Here is a 20,169-nt window from a genome sequence, read left to right as displayed (position 1 = left end):
CAGAGCAGAACATGGCGGAGATCGAATTCGATCGGCAAGGACAGGCGCATTCCGGGCCGCAACCCGGAGGCCTGCAAGGCTATATCAATATCGCCGGCGCGGTGACCTCGCTGGCGCTGATCATCGGCGTCGGGGTCTGGGGTTACAACCTGGTGCGCCGCGATGCCGCCGGGGTGCCGGTGATCAAGGCGCTGAAAGGCCCGATGCGGGTGGCGCCCGAGGATCCGGGCGGGCAGATCGCGCGCAATGTGGGCCTGGCGGTGAATGCGGTGGCCGCGGACGAACCGCTGCCGCCGCCACCCGATCGCGTGGTACTGGCGCCCAGCCCCGTGTCCCTGTCCCCGGACGACATGGCCCCCGATGCCATAACCGGCCACCCCGATGCGACCGGGGCAAGCGGTGCGGCGGCCCCGGCGGTCGCGCCGCCGGCGGCCGAAGGCCAGGCCCAGGGCGCCGACGCCGCACCCGCCGCCGCGGCGCCGGCCGAACCCCGCGATCCGGTCGAGGTCGCCCTGGCCGCCGCCCGCGCCGCGACCGAGGCGCTGACCGGAGAGGGCCCCCAGCCGGTCACCGGCGGCACGGCCGAGGCGGTGCGCAACTCGATCCGGCCGATGCTGCGGCCCTCGGGCCAGACCGCGCCGATCGACCAGCCGCCGAAGGTGCTGAAGACCGTGTCGATCGACCCCGCCAGCCTGCGGCCCGGGACGCGGCTGGTGCAGCTTGGCGCCTATCCCAGCGTCGCCGCCGCGCAGAGCGCCTGGAATGGGATCGTGACGCAGTTCGGGCAGCTGATGGACAAGCACGGCCAGGTGATCCAGCAGGCCGAAAGCGGCGGGCGGGTGTTCTACCGGCTGCGCGCCGCCGGTTTTGCCGCCGAATCCGAAGCCCGCGCCTTCTGCGCCGCGCTGCAGGCCCAGAATGCCGGCTGCATCCCGGTGACGATCCGCTGATGGCCGCAACCGGCGCCTATGTGCTGGGCTGCGCGGGGCCGGTGCTTTCGGCGCGCGAACGCGGCTTTTTTCGCGACGCCGATCCCTGGGGCTTCATCCTTTTCGCCCGCAATATCGAGGATCCCGCGCAGCTGCGCCGCCTGACGGCGGATCTGCGCGACAGCCTGGGCCGCGACGCGCCGGTGATGATCGACCAGGAAGGCGGCCGGGTCCAGCGCCTGCGCCCGCCCCATTGGCGCCGCTGGATGGATCCGCGCGACCAGATCGCCCGCGCCGGCCCCGAACGCGCCGCGCGCTCGATGTATCTGCGTCACCGCCTGATGGCGCATGAGATGCGCGCGGTGGGCATCGACACCAATTGCGCCCCCGTGGCCGATCTGGCCGGGCCGGACACCCACCCTTTCCTGGAATACCGCTGCTACGGGTCACAGGTGGCGCAGGTCGTGGCCATCGCCCGCGCGGTGGCCGAGGGCTGCCTTGATGGCGGCGTGCTGCCGGTGATGAAACATCTGCCCGGCCACGGCCGCGGCAATGCCGACACCCACCAGAACCTGCCGGTGGTCGGCGCCGATGCCGAAACCCTGCGCGAGAGCGATTTCGCGCCGTTCCGCGCGCTTCGCGATCTGCCCATGGCGATGAGCGCCCATGTGATCTTTGCCGCCTACGATCCGGTCTCGCCCGCCACCCAGTCGCCCGCGGTGGTCGCCGCCATCCGGCAGGAGATCGGCTTTCGGGGCCTTCTGCTGAGCGACGATCTGTCGATGGAGGCGCTTTCGGGCCCGATCGAGCGCCGCGCGGCGGGTGCTGTCGCGGCGGGCTGCGATATCGCCCTGCATTGCAACGGCAACCTGGCCGAGATGGAGGCCGTGGCCGCCGCCGTCGGCCCCCTGACCGATGCCCCCGCAACCCGGGCCGCAGCCGCGCTGGCCCGCCGCCATCTGCCCGACCCGATTGACATCGGCGCGCTGGAGGCCGAACTTGAGGCCCTTCTGAGCGGGCCGGAGCATGTCTGACAGCGATTGGAGCGACAGCGAGACCAATGACGACAGCGTTGCCGCCCGGCTGGCCGCCGAGGCGCTGATCGTCGATGTCGACGGCTTCGAGGGGCCCTTGGACCTGTTGCTGACGCTGTCGCGCACGCAAAAGGTGGATCTGCGCAAGGTCTCGGTCCTGCAGCTGGCCGAGCAATACCTTGTTTTCGTAAACAAGGCCAAGGTGTTGCGGATCGAACTTGCAGCGGATTATCTGGTGATGGCGGCCTGGCTTGCCTATCTGAAATCGCGCCTGCTGCTGCCCCCCGATCCGCAGGACGACGGCCCCTCGGCCGAGGATCTGGCCGCCCATCTGGCATTCCAGCTGGAGCGTCTGCAAGCCATGCGCGAGGCCGCGGCGCAGTTGATGGCGCGCGACCAGAAGGGCCGCGATTTCTTCGCCCGCGGCCTGACCGAGGACGTTCAGCGCATCCGCGTGGTGCGCTATACCGCCACGTTGCTGGATTTGATGCAGGGCTATGCGCGGATCCGCACCCGAGACGATTTCCGCCCCTTCGTGATGGACCGCGACCATGTCTTTACCATGGAGCAGGCGCTTGACCGGATGCGCGGGCTGATCGGCTATGCCGGTGACTGGACCGATCTGGTCAGCTACCTGCCCGAGGGATGGGAGGTCGACCCCACCCGGCGCCGGTCGGCCACGGCAGCGCATTTCGCCGCGATCCTCGAACTCGCCAAGCGGGGCCAGATCGAGGTAAGACAGGGCGAGACCTTCGCCCCCATCCAGATACGGAAGAAGCCCGAGTGACGAACGACGCGACCCCGACCGAGGCGCCCCAGGAGGCAGAGCAAAGCCTGTTCGCCGCCCCGCCGCTGGCCGAGCAGGAGCGGATGATCGAGGCGATCCTGTTCGCCTCGGCCGAGCCGGTGACGCTGCGCGAACTGGAGGCGCGGCTGCCGCACGGCGCCGACCCGGCCGAGGCGCTGGTGCTGTTGCGCCGCCGCTATGAGGGCCGCGGCGTGCGGCTGGTGAAGGTGGGCGATGCCTGGGCCTTCCGCACCGCGCCGGATCTGGGCCATCTGATGCACAAGGAAACCGTCGAGACGCGCAAGCTTTCCCGCGCGGCGATCGAGACGCTGGCGATCATCGCCTATCACCAGCCCTGCACCCGCGCCGAGATCGAGGAGATCCGCGGCGTCGCCGTCAGCCGCGGCACGGTGGACCAGCTGATCGAGCTGGAATGGATCCGCTTCGGCCGCCGCCGGATGACGCCGGGGCGGCCGGTGACCTTCGTGGTGACCGAGAACTTCCTTGATCACTTCGGGCTGGAAAGCGCGCGCGACCTGCCGGGGCTGAAAGAGTTGCGCGCCGCCGGGCTGCTGGACAACCGCGCGCTGCCCGAAGGTATGGGCGGCAAGCCCGAGGCCGAGCCCGAGGAAGACGAACAGGGCCTTGGCCAGAGCGAGCTGTTCGAGGATTGACCGGCGCCATGGTTTCGCCACTCTGGGCGGCTATCTTGCGCCACAGGCGGGACGGGCAGGCACAGACGGGAGCAGGGCGATGAACCCCAACCAGCTAGTCAACATGATCGTGCGCATGGTGATGCGGCGGCTGATCAATACCGGTGTCAACAAGGGGATCGACCTGGCGTCGCGCCGTCGCGGCGCCAGCGGCCGTCCAGACGGGGGGACCTCTGGTCCCGGGCAGGGGGCCGATGGCCGCGAAACCAGCCGCCGTGCCCGACAGGCCCTGCGCCTGATGCGCCGCTTCGGGCGGTTCTGAAGGGCCGGTGCGGCGCGGTGCGGGCCTTGTCCCGCCTCTCCATCCCGCGTGAAGGGGGTGTCTTCGCGCGGCCAGGGCCTGGTCAGGCCGTCTTTGCGGACCGTTGGGCGCGCCTGCGTGAATCACGTCAAGGCCGCGCCTGCGCGCGTCACGACAAGGGCGCACCTCTGGCCCCATACAAAAGGGCGCGCCTCTGGCGCGACGGGCCGGCGCTTTGGTGCATCTGAACACGGGTGGCGGCCTGCGCGGTTCCGTGCGGCGATGAATGGCGTTGGTTTCGCGCCATGGTGCGCCACGCGACGGGCGGGTGCGCGCCCCGACCGGGGTCAGTTGCCCTCGCCCTCGTAGGTGGCGCCGAACATCTTCTTTTGCAGCGCCAGCACGCTGGGCGGCACGTCCTTCAGCGCATAGACCCCGCGGCCCTCGCTATGGGTCTGATCTTGCGAGAAATTCCATTCGATCACCACATAGGGGATCGCCGGGGCCGGGCCTGGGTGCAGGGTCAGGGCCTTCATGCGGCTCTCGATCGCGGCCTCGATCAGCGCAGTCTCGGGCTTGGTGGTGGGATGGGTTGTGCTTTTGTAACCGGCGGGGCCGTCGGTTTCGATCTCGGTCTTGCCGTCGGCGATGGACAGATATTGCGCCCGGGTCGGCGACTCGCCCTGGGTCGCCCACAGATAGATGCCGAAGGTCAGCGCGGTGCCGGCGCGGGCGGCGGCGGGCAGGACAAGTGCCAGCGACAGCGCCAGCGCGGCTGCGGCGGGACGGACGGCGCGGGAAACAAGGCGCATCTCTGGTTCCGTTTAAGCGGCCCGGTCAGGGCGCGCGGAAATGTTTCGACAGTTTCAACCCCTGACCCTGATAGTTCGAGGCGATACCCGCACCATACAGCGTTTCGGGCGCCGAGGCCATGCGCTCGTAGACGAGCCGGCCCACCACCTGGCCATGTTCCAGCACGAAGGGCGCCTCATGGCAGCGCACTTCCAGCACCCCGCGCGAACCCGCGCCGCCGGCCTCGGCCCAGCCAAAGCCCGGGTCGAAGAAGCCCGCGTAATGCACCCGGAATTCGCCCACCATGGCCAGATAGGGCGCCATTTCGGCGGCATGGTCGGGCGGGATCGTCACCGCCTCTCGGCTGACCAGGATATAGAAGGCGCCGGGATCCAGGATGATGCGGCCATCGCGGCTGCGGACCTCTTCCCAGAACTCGGCCGGGTCGTATTGGCCGATGCGGTCCAGGTCGATCACCCCGGTATGGGGCTTGGCGCGGTAGCCGACCAGACTGCCCGACGCGGGCTTCAGATCCACCGAAAACCCCAGCCCGTCCGAGATCACCGCGGTGCCGCTGACAAGGCCCACCTTGGCGTGCAGATCGGTCAGATCGGCATCCGACAGCACCGCCTGACCGCGGCGAAAGCGGATCTGGTTCAGCCGCATCCCCGGCCGCACCAGCACCGAAAAGGAACGCGGGCAGATCTCGGCATAGAGCGGGCCGGAATAGCCCCGCGGGATGCGGTCGAATTCGGTCCCGCCGTCGGTGATCGTGCGGGTCAGCAGATCCAGCCGCCCGGTCGAGCTTTTGGCGTTGGCGACTGCCTGGATGCCTTCGGGCAGGGCCAGGCGTTCCATCAGCGGCACGACATAGACGCAGCCCTTTTCCAGCACCGCACCGCCGGTCAGGTCGACTTCATGCATCTGGAATTCGGCGATCCGGTCGGCCACCCGGCGCTGCGTGCCGGCCAGGAATGATGCCCGCACCCGGTAGGCGCGCGTGCCCAGCCGCAGATCGAGGCTGGCGGGCTGGACCTGACCCTCCGCGAAAGGCAGATCGGCCGAGATCGCGCCCTGGGCGATCATCGCATTCAGTTCCTGCACGGGCAGAACGCCGGTCGTCATCGGGACCCTCCGGATAGAGAAACGCCCGCACCCCAAGGGGATACGGGCGGTTCCTTGATGGTCGGGCCGGCGAGATTCGAACTCGCGACCTTCCGCCCCCCAGACGGACGCGCTAACCAGGCTGCGCCACGGCCCGACGGAGAGGACACATAACGGATTTGGCGGCGGGGGCAAGGGCCAATGCGCATGAATTTGCGCCGCTCATCCGTGGCTGCGCCGCGCGTGACCGGCCATCTTGTGGCGCAAGGCCTTCAGCCGGTCCGCCAGCATGGCCAATGCCTCGGTATCGGCGCCCGCGGCGTCCGGCGGCAATGCGCGCAGACGCGCCGCAACGGTCGGGCCGGCCAAGTCCGCATCATCCGGTTCGGGCGGCAGATCGGGCAGGGCGGGCGCGGTGGCTTCCGTCAGCGCCGGTGCCGGCGCGGCGTCCCAGCTTGGCGGGCCGGGCGGTTGCGGCGCGGGATCTGCGGCCGGGGCGGGGGCCGGGGCGGGGGCCGGCTCGGGCGTCGTGGCGGGGGCGGATCGCGGCTCGGGCGTGGTGCTTGATGCCTGCTCAAGCTCGGCCTCGGTCGGGGCCCCGAACGAGAATTCGGGCGCCGCGTCCGGTGCCAGGTCCGGTGTCATGTCCGGCGACGAAGGTTCGGCCCCGGGCTGCGGAATTGGTTCCGGCTCGGCTTCGGCAAGATGCGGGGGCTCGGGCTGCGGGGTGGGTTCCGCCTCGGGCTGAGCAAGATGCGGGGGCTCGGGCTGCGGGGCGGGTTCCGCCTCGGGCGCCGCAAGATGCGGGGGCTCGGGCTGCGGGACGGGCTCTGCCTCGGGCGCCGCAAGGTGCGGGGGCTCGGGCTGCGGAGGCTCCGCCTCGGGTTCGGGAATGTGCGGGGCTGCCTCGGCCGGGGATTGCTCCACCTCGGGCGCGGGCTCGGGGCGGGCCGGGGGCATGGCCACGACATTGTCGACCGGCGCGGACTCGGGGGCGGCAAGCGGCGGCGGGGCGTCGATCGTCTCGCCGGGCTCATCGGCGCCGCCCAGGGCCGCGACATGGCGGATGCCCTGTTCGCGCAGCATCTTCTGCACGCCGCGGATCGTCATGCCTTCGTCATGCAAAAGATGTTTGATTCCGCCCAGCAGCGCCACGTCCGACGGCCGGTAATAGCGCCGGCCGCCGGCGCGCTTCACCGGCTTGACCTGGCTGAACCGGCTTTCCCAGAACCGCAGCACATGGGCGGGCGTGTCCAGGGCGTCGGCCACTTCGCTGATGGTGCGGAACGCGTCGGGAGACTTCTCCATCCGCGCGGGGCCTCAGCCTCGGTTGCCGGCGGCGACCCGGTCCTTCATCAGATGCGAGGGCCGGAAGGTCAGCACCCGACGGGGATGGATCGGCACCTCTTCCCCGGTCTTGGGATTGCGGCCCACGCGCGCCGCCTTGTCGCGCACCGAAAACGTGCCGAAGGACGAGATCTTCACCGTCTCGCCCGAGGCCAGCGCGTCGGACATGTGTTGCAATACGCTTTCAACAAGCTGCGCGGATTCGTTCCGCGACAGCCCGACTTCGCGAAACACCGCTTCGCTCAGATCCATGCGGGTCAAGGTCTTCTCGCTCATCGCGTCCCCCTGGGGTTGGTTGCGCGAAGGATGGGCGAGTTGATTTTCCGAGTCAATGTCAATGGCTTAAAAGCGGCCGTTGAGACGGCCCTACCAGCGTAAAACCACCGAACCCCAGGCCAGACCGCCGCCGATCGCCTCGATCACGACCAGTTGGCCGGGCTTGAGCTGCCCGCGCTGGCATCCCACTGACAGCGCCAGGGGAATCGACGCGGCCGAGGTATTGCCATGATCGGCCACCGTCAGCACGACACGGTCCATCGGTAGGCCCATCTTCTTCGCGGTCGCTGCGATGATGCGGATATTGGCCTGATGCGGCACGATCCAGTCGACATCGGCGGCGCTCAGATGCGCCTTTTCCAGCGCCGCATGGGCGGTTTCGGCAAGCTTTTCCACAGCATGGCGGAAGACCTCCTTGCCGGCCATGCGCAGATGGCCCGTGGTGCCGGTCTTCGACACGCCCCCGTCGACATAAAGGATATCGCGAAAACGCCCGTCGGAATGCAGATCGGTCGCCAGGATGCCGCGGTCTGCCCCCGAGCCGTCGCCTTCCGCCGCGGTCAGAATCAGTGCGCCGGCGCCGTCGCCGAACAGCACGCAGGTAGAGCGGTCCGTCCAATCCATGATCCGGCTGAAGGTTTCGGCGCCGATCACCATCACCCGGCGCGCCTGGCCCGACACGATCAGCGCGTTGGCATTGGCCAGCGCATAGACGAAACCCGCACAGACCGCCTGCACATCGAAGGCGAAGCCCCGGGTCATGCCCAGTCGTTCCTGCACCATGGTCGCGACCGAAGGAAAGGTCAGATCGGGGGTCGATGTCGCGACGATGATCGTATCCAGATCGTCGGGGGCCAGGCCCACATTGGCAAGTGCCGCGCGGGCGGCGGCGGCGGCCAGGTCCGAGGTGGTCTCACCCTCGGCCGCGAAATGGCGCCGCTCGATCCCGGACCGCGCCCGAATCCATTCGTCGGACGTGTCCAGCGTCGCCTCGAATTCGCTGTTCGGAACGACGCGCTCGGGCAGATAATGCCCGACGCCCTCGACCACGGCGCGTGTTGTCATTCAGCCCTACTTTCGCTGCCATCCCCCTGGGGGCCGGTATCCGGTTCGTCCTGGACGGATCCGGTCTCGTGCGGCCCCGTCTGTGGCCCCGTTCCCTCGGCGCCGGCATCCTGCAACGGGGCCGGGGCGGATGCAACCCGCGCCGCGAGCCGTTCCTGAAAACCGGAGCGCGCCAATTGCGAGGCCAGCTCCAGCGCGGCCGCGACGCCGGTCGCGTCGGCCGCACCGTGGGATTTCACCACCGTTCCGTTGAGGCCCAGGAACACGCCGCCGTTCACCCGGCGCGGGTCGATCCGCTTCTGGAACCGGCGCAGCGAGGTCAGGGCCAGAAGCGCCGCGATCCGGCTGAGCGGGGTCGCCTTGAAGGCATCACGCAGGAAATCCCCGATCAGCTTGGCGGTGCCTTCCCCGGTCTTCAGCGCGACGTTGCCGGTGAAGCCGTCCGTCACGATCACGTCGACCTTGCGCGACGGCAGGTCGCCGCCCTCGACGAAGCCGACGTAATCGAACCCGCCCAGATCGGTCGCGGCGGCGATCATCTCATTGGCCTGCTTCAGTTCGGCCCGGCCCTTGTGCTCTTCGGTGCCGACATTCAGCAGCCCGACCCTGGGCCGCGCGATCCCCATGCCATTGCGCGCATAGGAGGCGCCCATCATCGCATATTGCAGCAGGTCGCGTGCGTCGGCCTTGATGTCGGCGCCTACGTCGAGCATCAGGTTGAACCCGGTCGGGCTGCGCGAGGGCCAGAGACAGGCGATTGCCGGGCGGTTCACCCCGGCAAGCCGGCGCAGGCGGATCATCGACAGCGCCATCAGCGCGCCGGTATTGCCGCAAGAGACAGCCACCTCGGCCTCGCCGTCGCGCACGCTCTCGATCGCGCCGTACATGGAGGTGCCCTTGGCGTTGCGCACCACCTGGCTGGGCTTTTCATCCATCGTGACCACGCCCGGCGCGTGGCGGAGCGTGACCCGGCCGGCCAGGTGACGGCGCTTGGCGATCAGGCTTTTCAGGATCGCCTCGTCGCCATGCAGCAGGAACTGGGTGCCGGAATCGCGCGCGGCGAATTTCTCAAGCCCCGCGACCACCGCAGCCGGGCCCCGATCTCCGCCCATCGCATCGACGGAAATCACCACGGGCCCCCCAGCGGTCTTAGATGCCGGCACCGGCGCCCTTGCGGGCGCGCTGTCCGCACCGGATTGGATTTCGGGTCCGGTCGTCATGCCGGTCTCCCTCCAGCCGCACCGTGCGGCCCCTTTGCCGTCAGGGAAGACTTACGCCGCGTCGTCGTCCAGATCCACCTCGGCCACGGCGGCGACGACTTCGCGCGAATCGTAATGGCCACAGGACGGGCAGACATGGTGCGGACGCTTGAGCTCGCCGCATTCCGGGCATTCATGCGGATTGGCGGCGACCAGCGCGTCATGCGCGCGGCGCATGTTGCGGCGGGATTTGGTAACGCGGTTCTGCGGGACAGCCATGTGTCAACCTCGGGTCTTTTGAGGGGCCGTGCCCCGGTGTCTTTACCTGCGGGAAGATGCGGCGCGGCCCCTGCCGCGTTGCACACATTCCCGCGATCTGATCGAGGCGCGGAACATACTGCGATTCTGAGCCGGTGCAAGTCTTTTCTGCCCCCCTGTCCGCTGTCCCGACCGGGCGCCCGGCGGCGAACCGGAGCCCCCGGTCACGCCGCCGTGCCACCGCCGCTTCCACCGTCATCGCCGCCGTCATCGCCGCCGTTGCCGCCATTTTCCAGCTTCTCGCGCAGCGCTGCAAGCCCCGCGAAGGGTTTCAGCGCGTCGGCGGTCAGGGGTGCGGCGCCGGGGGGGGCGAAATCGACCTGGTCCAATGCCGCATCCTCGGCGCGCGGATAAAGCGGCATCGCCAGCGCCAGGGCCTCCAGCAGCACCGCGCCGGGGTCGATCACCTCGGGCAGCGGCTCGGCGCTGTCGTCGTCGGGCATGGGGACGCCGTCGGGGCCGGTCTCGTCCCCCGCCACCGGGTCCGGCATCTCGGTCAGGTAACGGCGGGTCACATGTTCCTCTATCCGAGTGCTGACCGGGGCCAGGGTGACGACGCAGGGCTGCACCACGGTGGCACCCAGATCGCCTTCGAGCACGAAATCGTGTTTGCCGGTGGGGCGGATCTCTCCCTTGAAGCTGAGCTTGCGGACCGACTCGGCCCCGACAAGCCCGGCGATCAGTGGCAGCATCTCGGGCGCGGGGCGCAGGTCAAAGCGCTTGGGTTTGCGCGCCGGCAGGTCGGCGACGCGCAGGGGCATCGAGACGGGCAGGGGATCGGTCATGGCTGCGGTCTCCAGGTTGCGGGGCGCGCGCGTGCTGCGGCAAAGCGGTGCCCGGGCATCGGGTGCCGTCGCCCCGGGCCCAACTTCGGCGCCGGATGGTGCGCGATCGGGCACGCGTTCCTTCCTTGAACCCGCGCCCGTCCTTCTATAAGCCGGATAAAAGGCTTGAGGCTGCAAGGCAAGAGGGTGGGATGAGACAGGCGCTTTCCCGGATGCGCGTTGGATTGCTGGGTCTGGCGATCGCGGTGCTCGGCGCCTGCAGCCCGATCTATTCGAACCATGGCTATGTTCCTGACGCACCGGAGCTTTCCCAGATCAAGGTGGGCAAGGACACCCGCGACACGGTGCGCAGCAAGATCGGCGATCCGACCACTGGCGGGCTGATGAAGCCGGCAGAATGGTTCTATGTCCAGAGCTGGTTCAAGACCGTCGGGGCGGGCCCGCGCAAGGAGACCAAGCGCGAAGTCGTGGCGATCAGCTTCGACAAGGCCGGGCGGGTCAGCAACGTGGAACGATTCGGTCTTGCCCAGGGCCATGTGGTCACGCTCAGCCGTCGGGTGACGACGCCCAGCGTGCAGGGCATCGGCTTCCTGCAACAGCTGTTCGGCAGCCTCGGCAAGTTCAACGCCAGCCAGTTCCTCAACAAGAGCGGCGGCTGACGCGGCGCGGGGTCCGGCCCGCGCCGGTGACGGCGTAAGCCGGGGCGGGGGCACGGCCCCTGTCGTCCCGGCCCGGCAGGCGCCTTCGTGGTTGCGTCACAGTTTTCGTGATAGATTGTGTTCACCCGCCGGCGCCGAGCAGGATCATGGGCGCCGGGGGTGGAGATCGCGTCATGCTGGCATTCCGCAGGGGCCCCTATCTGGCCTGGTTCGCCGCCACTCCCGAGGACCTGCGCGCCGCGCAGCGCTTGCGCTGGATGGCGTTTCGCGGCGGCGGCGAAGAAGGGATGGATGCGGACGCCTTCGATCCCCGCTGCACCCATGTGCTGATCGAGGATCAGCGCTCGGGCACGCTGGTGTGCTGCTTTCGGATCCTGCCGCTGCAAGGCGGCGCCGAGATCGGCCAGAGCTATGCGGCGCAATATTACGAACTTTCCGCTCTGGCCGCGTTCGAGGGCAAGATGGTCGAGATGGGCCGCTTCTGCCTGCATCCCGCCTGGCACGATCCGGACATCCTGCGCGTCGCCTGGGGGGCGATGACGCGCTATGTCGACGAGAACGGGGTGGAAATGCTGTTTGGCTGCTCGTCCTTCGCGGGGGTCGAGGCGCGCGCCTATCTGGACGCCTTCGCGATGCTGAAGGAACGCCACCTGGCGCCGCGGCGCTGGCTGCCGCGGGTGCGCGCGCCCGAGGTGTTTCGCTTCGCGCGGGTGCTGCGGCGGCGCAAGCCGGATGCCAAGCGCGCGATGCTGGCGATGCCGCCTTTGCTGCGCACCTATCTGGTGATGGGCGGCTGGGTGTCGGATCATGCGGTGGTGGATCGCGACCTGGGCACGCTGCATGTGTTCACCGGGCTGGAGATCCGGGCGATCCCGCCGGCCCGCGCGCGGCTGTTGCGCGGCGTCGCGGGGTGATGGGGCGGGGGACGAGGGGCTGTCTGCCCCTCGCGCTCCCCGAGAGTATTTCGGCCAAGATGAAAGGGAAGAAGGGAGATTGACCTTGGCGTGCGGGGCGATTAGCTGCGCCCCATGGCACGCGCACCGCTTCTTCAGCTTTCCGGGATCTCTCTGACTTTCGGGGGGGATCCGGTCTTTGACGGGCTCGATCTGAACGTGCAGCCGGGGGATCGGCTGGCGCTGGTCGGGCGCAACGGGTCGGGCAAGTCGACGCTGATGAAGCTGATGGCCGGGCTGGTCGAGCCTGACGCGGGCAGCCGCGTGGCGGGGCCGGGGGTGTCGGTCGGCTATATGGAACAGGATCCGGATCTTTCCGCCTTCACGACGCTGGGCGATTACGCCGCCGACGGGTTGGAGCCGGGCGAGGACTACCGCGTCGCGATGGCGGCCGAGGGGCTGAAGTTCGACCCTGCCACCCCGGTCGCCACCGCCTCGGGGGGCGAGCGTCGGCGCGCGGCGCTGGCGCGGCTGATGGCGCGGGCGCCGGAGCTGATGCTGCTGGACGAGCCCACCAACCATCTGGACATCGATGCGATCGGCTGGCTGGAGGCGCAGCTGGCCGAGACCCGCTCGGCCTTTATCATGATCAGCCACGACCGGGCCTTTCTGCGGGCGCTGGCGCGGGCGACGCTGTGGCTTGACCGGGGCGTTCTGCGCCGCCGCGACCAGGGGTACGACGGGTTCGAGGACTGGCGAGAGACCGTCTGGGAAGAGGAGGATCTGGCGCGTCACAAGCTGGACCGCAAGATCAAGGCCGAGGCCCGCTGGGCGGTGGAAGGCATCAGCGCCCGGCGCAAGCGCAACCAGGGAAGGGTGCGCGCTTTGCAGGCCTTGCGTACCGAGCGGGCGGCGCAGATCCGGCGTCAGGGGACGGCGGCGCTGGCGCTGGACGCGGGCCAGAAATCCGGCAAGTTGGTGATCGAGGCGAAAGAGATTTCAAAGGCTTTCGAGGAAAAGCTTATCCTGCGGCCGTTCTCGATCAAGGTGCAGCGCGGGGATCGGGTGGCCTTTGTCGGGCCCAATGGCGTGGGCAAGACGACGCTGCTGAAGATGCTGACCGGGGCGCTGGCGCCGGATGCGGGCACGGTGCGGCTGGGCACCAATCTGCAGATCGCGGTGTTTGATCAGACGCGGGCGCAGCTGGCCCCCGATGCCAGCCTTTGGGAAAACCTGACCAACGATCCGACCATGCGTGTTTCGGGGCGGTCGGATCAGGTGATGGTGCGGGGCGTGCCGCGCCATGTCGTGGGCTACCTCAAGGATTTCCTGTTCGATGAGGCCCAGGCACGGGCGCCGGTGCGCGCGCTTTCGGGCGGCGAGAAGGCGCGGCTTTTGCTGGCGCGGCTGATGGCGCAGGAATCGAACCTGCTGGTGCTCGATGAGCCCACGAACGATCTGGATGTCGAAACCCTGGATCTGCTGCAGGAAATCCTGGGCGACTATGACGGCACGGTGCTGCTGGTCAGCCATGATCGCGATTTCATCGACCGTGTCGCCACTACCACGATCGCGATGGAGGGCGATGGCCGCGCGGTGGTCTATGCCGGGGGCTATAGCGATTATCGCGCCCAGCGGGGCGAGGCCGAGGCACCGGAAAAGCCCGCCGTGAAGACTGAGGCGAAAACCGGGTCGAAGCCTGTGACCGACTCCGCACCTCAGTTGAAGAAGGCGTCGCAAGGCCTTAGTTTCACAGAGAAACACCGGCTAGAGGAATTGCCCGCCGTGATCGAGCGGCTGGAGGCCGAGATCGCCAAGCTGGGCGCGCTTCTGGCTGATCCGGAGCTGTTTGGCCGCGAGCCGGTGAAGTTCAAGAAGGCCACCGAGATGATGGCCGAGCGGCAGAAAATGCTGGCCGCGGCGGAAGAAGAATGGCTGACGCTGGAGGAGAAGGCCGCGGGGTGACGCGCCGGGTTTGAGCTTGGCCCCGTTAGAGCCCGGTGCGTGCCGAAGGCGCAGGGCAAGCGCCTGCCCGTCGCGTCACGCCAAAGGCGTGCGGACGAAAAGCAGGGTGCCTTTGGCGTGCCGACGAAAAGTGGCGTGCCTCTGGCACGACGGGCTGGCGCTTTGCTGCTGTCTGTCACGCGGGGGCTAAGGGGCGGCGGCTGCACCATGAATGAAGCCGCGGATCTGTCCGGGGCGCCACTCCACGGACAGGCCGCTTGCCCGGCTCGGGCGCCGATCCGCCCCTACCGCTCTGCGCGCCGCGCCATGAAGGCCAGGCGTTCGAACAGATGCACGTCTTGTTCGTTCTTCAGCAGCGCGCCGTGCAGACGGGGCAGGGCGCTCTTGCCATCGGCCTTCAGATCGGCCGGGTCCATATCCTCGGCCAGCAGCAGCTTCAGCCAGTCCAGTACCTCGCTGGTGGATGGCTTCTTCTTGATCCCCGGGGTTTCACGGATCTCGTAGAACCGGGTCAGGGCGGCGGTCAGCAGCGCCTCCTTGATGCCGGGGTGGTGGACCTCGACGATCCGGCGCAGGGTGTCGGGGTCGGGGAAGCGAATGTAGTGGAAGAAACAGCGCCGCAGGAAGGCGTCGGGCAGCTCTTTTTCGTTGTTCGAGGTGATGATCACGACGGGGCGGTGGCGCGCGCGCACCGTCTGGCCGGTCTCGTAGACGAAGAACTCCATCCGGTCGAGTTCCTGCAGCAGGTCGTTGGGGAATTCGATATCGGCCTTGTCGACCTCGTCGATCAGCAGCACCACGCGGCCCTCGGCCTCGAACGCCTGCCAGAGCTTGCCCTTCTTGATGTAGTTCGCCACGTCGTGCACGCGTTCGTCGCCCAGCTGGCTGTCGCGCAGCCGGCTGACGGCGTCGTATTCGTAAAGGCCCTGCTGGGCGCGGGTGGTGGATTTGACATGCCATTCGATGATTGGCAGGCCCAGGCTGTCGGCCACCTGACGCGCCAGTTCGGTCTTGCCGGTGCCGGGCTCGCCCTTGACCAGCAGCGGACGCTCCAGCGCGACCGCGGCGTCGACGGCAAGGCTGAGATCCTCGGTCGCGACATAGCTTTCCGTTGACGTAAATTTCATAATGCTGCCCGAGACTTCTCTGCGATGTTTCGCACGGACCATAGCACGCACCGATTTTGTCGCAACCGAAGTCGTGCCCTAGTGACAACCCGGGCTGCTGAGGCTATAGGGACGCCCGAAGGGATGACGGATGCCGAATACCGAAGATCCAGGAATTGATCACGCGCGGGTTGGCTCTGTCGCTAGTGAGGAGGCAGAGATGAAGCCCGAGATCTTTCTTCCCGAAGATTACCGGCCGGCCGAGGATGAGCCGTTCATGAACGACCGGCAGCTGGAATATTTCCGCCGCAAGCTGAATGCCTGGAAGGCCGAGATCATCGATCTGTCGGCCGAAACCATCGAAGGGCTGCAAGACAGCGCCCGCAACGTCCCCGACATCGCCGACCGCGCCAGCGAGGAAACCGACCGGGCGCTGGAACTGCGCACCCGCGATCGCCAGCGCAAGCTGGTCGCCAAGATCGACGCCGCGTTGCGCCGGATCGAGAACGGCGAATACGGCTATTGCGAAGTGACCGGAGAGCCGATCAGCCTGAAGCGGCTGGATGCCCGTCCGATCGCCACGATGACGCTGGAAGCGCAGGAAAAGCACGAGCGCCGCGAAAAGGTTCACCGCGACGATTGAACGACGGGGGGGGAATGGCAGGGGCGGCGCCCGTTACGGTCACCCCGGTCCACGGCGCCCCATTCCAATGCGCCCCGTTCCGACCCGACGCGATGCGCCCCAATATGATGTGCCCGGTGCGCCGGCTTTTCGAAAGCGCGCCCGCGGGCGGCAAGACGACCCGCCCCGACCGCCGCACGCGCAAGCCCCCGACAGGCAGCCGGTACGCCCGCCAGGACCTCCGCCCGGAATACGCCCCTACGCGTTGTCTGGGCCAACGCGCGGCGGCGGCCCGGGTGTCCCATCTTCCAGGTCTGGCGCTGGAATGCCGTCCCGGATCGGGCTAGCGGCAACTGCGACAAGGGCGGCTGAATGGCGCAGGCCCCGCGCCCGGAGGCCCCGCGCCCGGAGGCCCCGCGCCCGGAGGCATTGTCCCGCGGGCGCAGGCGCGGGCGGCCTCACGCCGCGTCAGGTTGTGCGCCGTCTTTACCTTTCGCGCTCTTTGCCTTTCGATTGATCCCTGTCAAACCGGGCCGCATGTCGATGTGCCATAAGCGGACGGCAACGTCGCCGGAGGAATGGGATGTCAGTCACGGGAACGAAGATCACGATCATCGGCGCAGGAGTTGCGGGGCTTGCCGCCGCAATCGCGCTGTCGCGGCGCGGGGCGCAGGTCACCGTGCTGGAACAGGCCGAGGCGATCCGCGAGGTCGGCGCCGGCATCCAGATCAGCCCCAACGGCGCCGCGGTGCTGCGCGGCCTGGGGCTAGGAGAGCGGCTGGCGGCGATCGGAGACCGCTCGGACGGGGTGGTGCTGCGCAACGGTGCGTCGGGCGCGCCGGTGCTGCGGCTGAACCTGCGGCGGCTGCGTCCCGAACAGGCCTATTACTTCATCCACCGGGCCGATCTGATCGACATGCTGGCGGCGGCGGCGCGCGCGGCGGGGGTGCATGTCACGCTTGACGCGCGGATCGCGGGGATCGAGCTGGGCGATCATCCGCCCCGGCTGATGTGCGCGCGCGGCGAAACCGTCGAGGTGCCGCTGCTGCTGGGGGCCGACGGGATCCATTCGCAGGTGCATCGCGCGCTCAACGGCAAGGTGACGCCCTTCTTCACCCATCAGGTGGCCTGGCGGGCGATCATTCCGGCCGAGCCCGACGCCCAGCCGGTCGCGCAGGTCTTCGTGGGGTCCGGGCGGCATCTGGTCAGCTATCCGTTGCGCAATGGTACCCTGCGCAACATCGTGGCGGTGGAGGAACGCCACCGCTGGACCGATGAAAGCTGGGCGCAAAAGGACGACCCGGTCGCGCCGCGGATCAGCTTCGAGGATTTCACCCCCGAGGTGAGGAACTGGCTCGACCAGATCGAGGTGGTGCATCTGTGGGGGCTGTTCCGGCATCCGGTGGCGCCGCGCTGGCATGGCCACGGCGCGGCCATCCTGGGCGACGCGGCGCATCCGACGCTGCCGTTCCTGGCCCAGGGGGCCAATCTAGCGCTGGAAGACGCCTGGGTGCTGGCCGATCGCCTGGCCCGCGCCGACAATGTCGAGGCCGGCTTTGCCGCCTATCAGTCGGCGCGCGAGGGGCGGGTGAAGCGCGCGGTGGCGGCGGCGAACACCAATGCCCGGGCCTACCACCTGCGCGGCGTGACGCGGGCGCTGGCCCATGCCGGGCTGCGGCTGGGCGGCGCGCTGATGCCCATGGCGCCGGTCAAGCGGTTCGACTGGCTCTACGGTCACGACGTGACGCAGGGATAGGCGGATGATCAGGCGACCTTCGATCGCGACAAGCCCTGTGCGGGGACCGGCATGACCCGCTCGGCCGTTCTGGTCGCCCATGGGGCGCCCTCCGACCCGGCCACGCAGGAGCGCGCGATGGCGGATCTGGCGGCACGGGTGGGCGCGCTGCTGCCGGACTGGCGGTTGCGCGGCGCCACGCTGGCCGCCCCGGGCGCGCTCGAGCACGCCATGGACGGGCTGGACGCGCCGCTGATCTATCCCTTCTTCATGTCCGCGGGCTGGTTCACCACGACCGAACTTCCCCGCCGGCTGATCCTTGCAGGCAAGGGCGGCGCGCGCTGCCTGGCGCCCTTCGGCGCCGATCCCGGCCTTCCCGATCTGGCCCGCGCCGCCGCCGAAGCCGGGGCCGCGGCGGTCGCGCTCGATCCGGCGCGCGCGACCCTGCTGCTGGCGGCGCATGGCTCAAGCCGCCCCGGTGCGGTGGCGCGGGCCTCGGCGCGGGCGGCCGCCGCGCTGGCACGCCGGCTTGCGACCCGGGCCTTCGCCCGGGTCGAGGTGGGCTTGATCGAGGAGGCTCCGTCCCTGACCGAGGTGGCGCGTGCGGCAAGGTCGCGTGGTCCGGGCCTGTGCCTGCCGCTTTTCGCGCAGGCGGCGGGGCATGTGCGTGACGACGTGCCGCGCGCGCTTTTCGAGGCGGGTTTCACGGGGCTGGTGCTGGCGCCGATCGGGGCGCATCCCAAGGTTCCGGCGCTGATCGCGGGGGCGCTTGCGCAAGCGGAATGAATTGCGCCCGCGCCGGGCGTTTTGCCCTTGACGCCCCGGCGGTGCTTGATTATCCCGCCGCTACCCAGTGGCGGAGTAGCTCAGTTGGTTAGAGCAGCGGAATCATAATCCGCGTGTCGGGGGTTCAAGTCCCTCCTCCGCTACCACTTTTCTCCCTTGTTTTGTTGGACTTCCTCGCTTCCGCGGTTGGTTCAGTTTGTCGTGTTGCCCCGCTGGGGTGGCAAAATGTTCTCGATGGACCGCGGTGGGGCGAGAAGACCCTCCCGAATTCCGTGGACGGGGAAGGGGCGTTGGACTGCGTTGAGGCGTAGCGGTCATAGAGACTGTGCGGAATTTTGTGCCCTGGCGCCTTTTTACGCCATCGGGAAGCGTTCTTCGAACATGATTGCGAGCTGGCTTTTCACCGCGTGCCATTCGCGCACTGAGCGCTTCCACTCGACGGAGGTGGCATTGAGCGCGAGATAGATCAACTTGGCCGCCGCCTCGTCGCTTGGGAAGTGGCCACGTGTTCGGACCGCGCGTCGGATTTTCGAGTTTAGCGCTTCTATGGAATTCGTGGTGTAAATCAGCCTGCGCACCTCGGGTGGATAATCGAGGAACGGGATGACCTCGTTCCAGGCCCTCCGCCAACTCGGCGCGATGGCGGGATAGCGCCTGGCCAGATCGGTGTCCTCGAACTCCGTCAGCGCAGCTTCGGCCTGTTCGGCGTCCACCGCCGTGTAGACCGCCTTGAGTGCGGTGGCGACGGCCTTGCGGTCCTTGTAACTGGCAAAGCTCATGGAATGGCGCAGCAGATGAACAATGCAGGTCTGGACCTGGGTCTTGGGGAAGGCCGCCTCGATGGCCTGCGGGAAGCCCTTGAGGCCGTCCACGACCGCGATCAGGATGTCCTGGACGTATGAGGAGGGTCAGGAAACGATCCGGGGGATCGTTTCCCCGACGATTGGGTTGCGCAAATCGTTGAGCACCTTGGCCCAGAACTTGGCGCCCTCATTGGCCTGGAACCACAGCCCCAGCACATCCCGCGTGCCGTCCGGCAGGACGGCCAGGGCCACGAAGACCGCCTTGTTCGAAACGGCCCCGTCACTGCGAATGTTGACCCGGATCGCATCCATGAAGACGATCGGATAGCTGGGCTCCAGGGGACGGTTTTGCCAGGCGGTGACCTCCTCCATCACGGCGTCGATGATCGCAGAAATCAGGCTAGGGGACGCCTCGACGCCATAGATTTCCTCGATATGTCCCTGGATCTCGCGGGTGGTCATGCCCCGGGCATACATGCTGACGATCTTGCGATCGAACTCGGGAAAGCGGCGCTGATACTTGGCGATCAGCAGGGGATCGAAGGTGCCGTTGCGGTCGCGGGGGATGTCCAGAACCACCTTGCCGCTGTCGGAGGTCACCGTCTTCTGACTGCTGCCATTGCGGCGATTGGGAGCCTGGTTCCGGCCCCCGCAAGCCTCCTCGGCACGCTCTTCATCAATGTGAACATCCATCTCGGTGCTAAGCGCACGTTCCGCAAGCGCCTTCGTCAGTTCGGAAAGAACGCCGTCCTTGCCGAACAAGTCACCGGGCGAACGCCCCTCCATCAGTCGGTCCAGAAGGTCTTTGTCGATGCTCATACGTGGGTCTCCTCTAAGAGCAGTTACCGCGCCAGAGCACAAAATTCAGGATAGTCCCCGTGAACCGCGCCGGGTTTGCCGGAGGCTGATTTCGGTTAGTTACGCGGCCATGTCTTCAGTTTCCAGCGCGGCGTAGAAGTTTGCCTCGGCTTCCGCCGGCGGGATGTTCCCGATCGGCTCGAGCAGGCGGC

The 20,169-nt window shown here is 68.2% G+C and carries 20 protein-coding genes, 2 tRNA genes and 1 pseudogene; 12 read left to right on the top strand and 11 right to left on the bottom strand.

Annotated features, from left to right (window positions below; all coding sequences use genetic code 11):
* The first annotated feature begins 11 nt into the window (after positions 1 to 11).
* The 5 genes from BLV97_RS05530 (at position 12) to BLV97_RS05510 (ending at position 3,725) form a co-directional block, all read left to right on the top strand.
* Positions 12 to 950, top strand: coding sequence for an SPOR domain-containing protein (locus BLV97_RS05530; protein ID WP_035843510.1), 939 nt, complete (start codon positions 12 to 14; stop codon positions 948 to 950).
* Entirely contained in the window at positions 950 to 1,963 is a 1,014-nt protein-coding gene (gene nagZ / locus BLV97_RS05525; protein ID WP_035843511.1) for a beta-N-acetylhexosaminidase, read from the top strand. The genes BLV97_RS05530 and nagZ overlap by 1 nt, the downstream gene beginning before the upstream one ends.
* Positions 1,956 to 2,750, top strand: a complete 795-nt coding sequence (locus BLV97_RS05520) for a segregation and condensation protein A (RefSeq protein WP_035843514.1) — start codon at positions 1,956 to 1,958, stop codon at positions 2,748 to 2,750. The genes nagZ and BLV97_RS05520 overlap by 8 nt, the downstream gene beginning before the upstream one ends.
* An 83-nt stretch (positions 2,751 to 2,833) precedes the next feature.
* Positions 2,834 to 3,424, top strand: a complete 591-nt coding sequence (gene scpB / locus BLV97_RS05515; RefSeq protein ID WP_051646118.1) for an SMC-Scp complex subunit ScpB — start codon at positions 2,834 to 2,836, stop codon at positions 3,422 to 3,424.
* Positions 3,425 to 3,503: 79 nt separating this feature from the next.
* Positions 3,504 to 3,725, top strand: coding sequence for a hypothetical protein (locus BLV97_RS05510; protein WP_035843516.1), 222 nt, complete (start codon positions 3,504 to 3,506; stop codon positions 3,723 to 3,725).
* Between the two features lie 326 nt (positions 3,726 to 4,051).
* Here BLV97_RS05510 and BLV97_RS05505 read toward each other — a convergent pair whose 3' ends face one another.
* From BLV97_RS05505 to BLV97_RS05465, 9 genes are all read right to left on the bottom strand, one after another.
* Positions 4,052 to 4,516, bottom strand: coding sequence for a hypothetical protein (locus tag BLV97_RS05505; protein WP_035843518.1), 465 nt, complete (start codon positions 4,514 to 4,516; stop codon positions 4,052 to 4,054).
* 25 nt (positions 4,517 to 4,541) lie between these two features.
* Positions 4,542 to 5,621, bottom strand: coding sequence for a 2'-deoxycytidine 5'-triphosphate deaminase (locus BLV97_RS05500; protein ID WP_035843519.1), 1,080 nt, complete (start codon positions 5,619 to 5,621; stop codon positions 4,542 to 4,544).
* 58 nt (positions 5,622 to 5,679) lie between these two features.
* Positions 5,680 to 5,757 (bottom strand) — tRNA-Pro (locus tag BLV97_RS05495).
* 65 nt (positions 5,758 to 5,822) lie between these two features.
* Positions 5,823 to 6,908 (bottom strand): MerR family transcriptional regulator, encoded by a 1,086-nt coding sequence (locus tag BLV97_RS21515; protein ID WP_051646116.1) that lies wholly within the window; start codon positions 6,906 to 6,908, stop codon positions 5,823 to 5,825.
* A 12-nt stretch (positions 6,909 to 6,920) separates the two neighbouring features.
* The gene (gene ihfA, locus BLV97_RS05485) at positions 6,921 to 7,223 is read right to left on the bottom strand and encodes an integration host factor subunit alpha (RefSeq protein ID WP_035843521.1); all 303 of its coding nucleotides are present in this window, start codon (positions 7,221 to 7,223) and stop codon (positions 6,921 to 6,923) included.
* 90 nt (positions 7,224 to 7,313) lie between these two features.
* Positions 7,314 to 8,288, bottom strand: coding sequence for a beta-ketoacyl-ACP synthase III (locus BLV97_RS05480; protein ID WP_035843523.1), 975 nt, complete (start codon positions 8,286 to 8,288; stop codon positions 7,314 to 7,316).
* Positions 8,285 to 9,400, bottom strand: a complete 1,116-nt coding sequence (gene plsX / locus BLV97_RS05475) for a phosphate acyltransferase PlsX (RefSeq protein WP_244520974.1) — start codon at positions 9,398 to 9,400, stop codon at positions 8,285 to 8,287. The genes BLV97_RS05480 and plsX overlap by 4 nt, the downstream gene beginning before the upstream one ends.
* Positions 9,401 to 9,559: 159 nt before the next feature.
* On the bottom strand, positions 9,560 to 9,766 hold the full coding sequence (gene rpmF / locus BLV97_RS05470) for a 50S ribosomal protein L32 (RefSeq protein ID WP_035843571.1): 207 nt from the start codon (positions 9,764 to 9,766) through the stop codon (positions 9,560 to 9,562).
* 203 nt (positions 9,767 to 9,969) lie between these two features.
* Positions 9,970 to 10,590 carry a YceD family protein gene (locus BLV97_RS05465; RefSeq protein ID WP_035843589.1) on the bottom strand — a complete coding sequence of 207 codons (621 nt, stop codon included), beginning with the start codon at positions 10,588 to 10,590 and terminating at the stop codon, positions 9,970 to 9,972.
* 191 nt (positions 10,591 to 10,781) lie between these two features.
* Here BLV97_RS05465 and BLV97_RS05460 point away from each other — a divergent pair, with 191 nt between their 5' ends.
* The 3 genes from BLV97_RS05460 (at position 10,782) to BLV97_RS05450 (ending at position 14,107) form a co-directional block, all read left to right on the top strand.
* A complete protein-coding gene (locus BLV97_RS05460; protein WP_244520969.1) occupies positions 10,782 to 11,249 on the top strand; it encodes an outer membrane protein assembly factor BamE in 468 nt (155 codons plus the stop codon).
* 173 nt (positions 11,250 to 11,422) lie between these two features.
* Positions 11,423 to 12,163 carry a GNAT family N-acetyltransferase gene (locus BLV97_RS05455; protein WP_035843572.1) on the top strand — a complete coding sequence of 247 codons (741 nt, stop codon included), beginning with the start codon at positions 11,423 to 11,425 and terminating at the stop codon, positions 12,161 to 12,163.
* A gap of 114 nt (positions 12,164 to 12,277) precedes the next feature.
* Complete coding sequence (locus tag BLV97_RS05450) at positions 12,278 to 14,107, top strand: ATP-binding cassette domain-containing protein (RefSeq protein WP_035843575.1); 1,830 nt, start codon at positions 12,278 to 12,280, stop codon at positions 14,105 to 14,107.
* 284 nt (positions 14,108 to 14,391) lie between these two features.
* On the opposite strand, the gene BLV97_RS05445 is transcribed toward BLV97_RS05450, so the two are convergent.
* The gene (locus BLV97_RS05445) at positions 14,392 to 15,234 is read right to left on the bottom strand and encodes an AAA family ATPase (RefSeq protein WP_035843577.1); all 843 of its coding nucleotides are present in this window, start codon (positions 15,232 to 15,234) and stop codon (positions 14,392 to 14,394) included.
* Between the two features lie 199 nt (positions 15,235 to 15,433).
* On the opposite strand from BLV97_RS05445, the gene dksA reads away from it, so the two are divergent.
* The 4 genes from dksA (at position 15,434) to BLV97_RS05420 (ending at position 18,502) form a co-directional block, all read left to right on the top strand.
* Positions 15,434 to 15,856: an RNA polymerase-binding protein DksA gene (gene dksA, locus BLV97_RS05440; protein ID WP_035843579.1), complete on the top strand. Its 423-nt coding sequence runs from the start codon at positions 15,434 to 15,436 to the stop codon at positions 15,854 to 15,856.
* Between the two features lie 562 nt (positions 15,857 to 16,418).
* A complete protein-coding gene (locus BLV97_RS05430; RefSeq protein WP_035843582.1) occupies positions 16,419 to 17,591 on the top strand; it encodes an FAD-dependent oxidoreductase in 1,173 nt (390 codons plus the stop codon).
* Positions 17,592 to 17,642: 51 nt separating this feature from the next.
* On the top strand, positions 17,643 to 18,356 hold the full coding sequence (locus tag BLV97_RS05425) for a sirohydrochlorin chelatase (RefSeq protein ID WP_035843584.1): 714 nt from the start codon (positions 17,643 to 17,645) through the stop codon (positions 18,354 to 18,356).
* A gap of 69 nt (positions 18,357 to 18,425) precedes the next feature.
* Positions 18,426 to 18,502 (top strand) — tRNA-Met (locus BLV97_RS05420).
* Between the two features lie 207 nt (positions 18,503 to 18,709).
* Here the strand turns inward: BLV97_RS05420 and BLV97_RS05415 are convergent.
* A pseudogene (locus tag BLV97_RS05415) lies at positions 18,710 to 19,978 on the bottom strand (IS256 family transposase).
* Between the last annotated feature and the right edge of the window lie 191 nt (positions 19,979 to 20,169).

This window comes from Allgaiera indica (genome assembly GCF_900106675.1).
In the GTDB taxonomy this organism is placed as follows: domain Bacteria; phylum Pseudomonadota; class Alphaproteobacteria; order Rhodobacterales; family Rhodobacteraceae; genus Acidimangrovimonas; species Acidimangrovimonas indica.
The sequence above is the reverse complement of the archived record's forward strand: the minus strand, read 5'-3'. Positions and strand labels throughout refer to the sequence as shown.